This is a genomic window from Thermosynechococcus sp. Uc (assembly GCF_029335995.1).
In the GTDB taxonomy this organism is placed as follows: Bacteria; Cyanobacteriota; Cyanobacteriia; order Thermosynechococcales; family Thermosynechococcaceae; genus Thermosynechococcus.
The window spans coordinates 1-2,666 of the sequence record NZ_JARJMS020000094.1; the positions used below are offsets into that span (position 1 = coordinate 1).

Here is a 2,666-nt window from a genome sequence, read left to right on the forward strand (position 1 = left end):
GCGTCATGTTTCCAGAGCCGCACTACGATCTGCCAATGTTTGGTTGTGATCTCGTGGGTAGCCGAGGACAAATTAGCGCCGCAATTGTTGACCTCTCTCCTGTGACGGGGCAGTTGCCCGCTGCCTACACATCGGCCTTAAGTGCTTTGCCGAAGCTCACCTTTAGTCTAGCGCGTGAGTTGCCCCCCTGGTGACATATTTTCTCGCCTTTTTGCATTTTCATTCGGCCACAGGGAGACATGGAGGAACAGCAATTTTTAGATCGTATTGGCGAGTACCTCACACTCCACTGCCAACTCAGCCAGCAGGCTGTGCCCACCGATCACCCAGAAGTAGTCATTGCTGGGCAACGGCAATACTGCCACCAGCAACAGCAGAACGATAAAACCCGCCGTGTTCTTGAAAAGGCGTTTGGCAGCACTTGGGCAGAACGCTACATGACGACAGTACTTTTTGATATGCCCACTATTTCAGGCTACCGTTGCCCTGACGTAGATTAGCTTGGGAGGAGGCCAAACTTTTTCTATAACTTTTTCTATATTGTCATTGTGGGTTTGGTCGTCAATGGGATAGCAGACTAGGGGCGATGTGGCACTGGCGAACCACTGACCTCGGGCGTTTTCTCACCTGTGATCTACTGCAGGGGTTTGCCCATGGTTTCTTTAGTCGGGATTGGCAAGGAGAGGATTTGACTACTCTAACTGCGGCTTTAGGAGTAAGGGCAACTCCTTTGCGAACTCAACAGGTTCATAGCGATCGCGTTGCTTTAGGAACAGACGTTCTCACCAGTGATAAGGGCTTGGAAGCCGATGCCCTTGTGGCCACAGAGCCTCATCAAGCCCTCTGGGTTTGTAGTGCCGACTGTGTGCCCCTGCTGATTGCCGATGTCGCCAGTGGACGGGTGGCGGCGATTCATGCGGGGTGGCGGGGGACAGCAACCCAAATCTCGCGGGCCACACTCCAGCAGATGCAAGCATTAGGCAGTGAGCTGGCTGATTTACGGATTGCCATGGGGCCTGCCATTCGCGGTGAAGTCTATCAAGTGGGGCTGAATGTTGCCCGTGCCCTGGGGCAGACTATTCTTGAGGGGGTAACAGAAACTATTGAACGCGAGGATCTTTATCAACGTTTCGCTGCTTTAGACCCAGCGGCAGTCTTTCTTGATCCTGAGCCTGAGCGACTGCGGCTGGATGTGGCACGGGTGAATCGTTTGCAACTGTTGCAATTGGGATTAAAGGAGGAGCAAATTGCCCTGTGTCCCCACTGTACATTTCGCGATGCTGAGTTCTTTTTTTCCTATCGCCGTGAACGTCTAAAGCAGGTGCAGTGGTCAGGAATTGTCAGTCGGTTAGTATGATTGGCATTGGAGCAGGGGAATCCATTGCCCGCGCCTGGAGCGATCGCCACTGCCAGCACCAAGACCCTCCTGCCCTAGTCTGTGTTCTTGGCTTTACGGAAACAGCATTAATTCCGGGAATCTCGGCGGCGGGTCAAACCCCCAGCGATCGCCGGATCACAGCCTTGGCCGATGGCGAGTTCCTGCTGCGCGGCATTCAACCCCACTACCACTATCCACTCCCCCCCCTGACGGCGGGTGCCTCCCCTAGCCTAATTAGTCGTGCCCTCATTGAGGCTTTGGAGTTGCCCCTCTATGTCTTTGATGCAGGTTTACCCCTACCGCGTCTGCCAGAGATGATTCACTTGGGGGGCACACCGGCTCGCTGCCTAACCACAGGTCAAGCGATGACGACCCAAACCGTAGCGCACCTCTGGGAACAGGGATGGTCTTGGGGTGCCCAGCTCAGTAGTGAATATCCGTGGCTAATCCTTGCTGAATGTGTAGTGGGCGGTACAACCACTGCCCTTGCCCTTTGCGAAAGTTTGGGGATTGTTGCTCGCGACTGTGTGGGCAGTAGCCATCGCCAGAGTAACCACGAACAAAAGTGGCAACTGGTGCAACGGGGGCTTGCCCATCTACCTGCTGAGGCAGATCCTTTTACCTGTGTAGCGGCGATTGGCGATCCAATGCAGGTGGTTGTTGCCGCTATGGCACTGCGGGCAAGTCAAACCTGTGGTGTTTTGCTAGCGGGGGGGTCACAAATGATTGCGGTCTATGCCTTAGCGCGCTCTGTTGCCCACTGGCGCCGGCTCCCTTGGTGTCTAAACCAGATTGTCGTGGGTACCACCCGTTGGCTCGTTGAAGATCCCACAGCTCAAATTCAGCGATTGGCAGAGCGTGCCCAATGTCCACTCCTGTACACTCAACTGGATTTCAGTTTATCCCGTCATCCTGCCCTGCGTGCCTATGAGCAGGGGTTTGTCAAGGAAGGGGTTGGTGCCGGCGGCTGTGCCATTGCTGCCCATCTGTTGGCGGGCTGGAGCAATTCAGAAATGGTGAATATTATCGACAGGCTGGGCGATCGCTATCACGCCTCTGGCGGCTCACTCATCGCCAACTGACAGGCTGCAAGACTGGCACTGCTGTACATCTGCTCTAGGGTAGCCATTAACTGTGCCACTTCACTAGGAACTTCATGGGGAAAGGGGGGTAATACTGACAGCACAGCATGGGGTTGGCCACTGGGGACAAGCACCACTAACTCTGGGGGTAAAGACTGACCATATTGGCAAAAGGAAGCATCGGTTTTGGGCGGCTCATAGAGGGG

The 2,666-nt window shown here is 54.8% G+C and carries 3 protein-coding genes and 1 pseudogene; 3 read left to right on the forward strand and 1 reads right to left on the reverse strand.

Going from position 1 to position 2,666, the window contains the following annotated elements; all coding sequences use genetic code 11:
- From P3X23_RS10700 to cobT, 3 genes and pseudogenes are all read left to right on the forward strand, one after another.
- A pseudogene (locus P3X23_RS10700) lies at positions 1-500 on the forward strand (phycocyanobilin:ferredoxin oxidoreductase); the annotation flags it as partial.
- An 86-nt stretch (positions 501-586) separates the two neighbouring features.
- Positions 587-1,357 (forward strand): peptidoglycan editing factor PgeF, encoded by a 771-nt coding sequence (gene pgeF / locus P3X23_RS10705; protein WP_300876516.1) that lies wholly within the window; start codon positions 587-589, stop codon positions 1,355-1,357.
- Positions 1,354-2,460, forward strand: coding sequence for a nicotinate mononucleotide-dependent phosphoribosyltransferase CobT (cobT, locus tag P3X23_RS10710; RefSeq protein WP_300876519.1), 1,107 nt, complete (start codon positions 1,354-1,356; stop codon positions 2,458-2,460). Before pgeF ends, cobT begins: the two co-directional genes overlap by 4 nt.
- Here cobT and P3X23_RS10715 read toward each other — a convergent pair.
- A partial coding sequence (locus tag P3X23_RS10715) for a hypothetical protein (RefSeq protein ID WP_300876522.1) occupies positions 2,427-2,666 on the reverse strand: 240 nt, incomplete at its 5' end. The genes cobT and P3X23_RS10715 overlap by 34 nt on opposite strands.

What these genes read in the sequence shown, in the direction of transcription:
- pgeF (WP_300876516.1), top strand. Translation starts at nt 587, where the DNA reads ATGTGGCACTGGCGAACCACTGACCTCGGGCGTTTTCTCACCTGTGAT.
- cobT (WP_300876519.1), top strand. Translation starts at nt 1,354, where the DNA reads ATGATTGGCATTGGAGCAGGGGAATCCATTGCCCGCGCCTGGAGCGAT.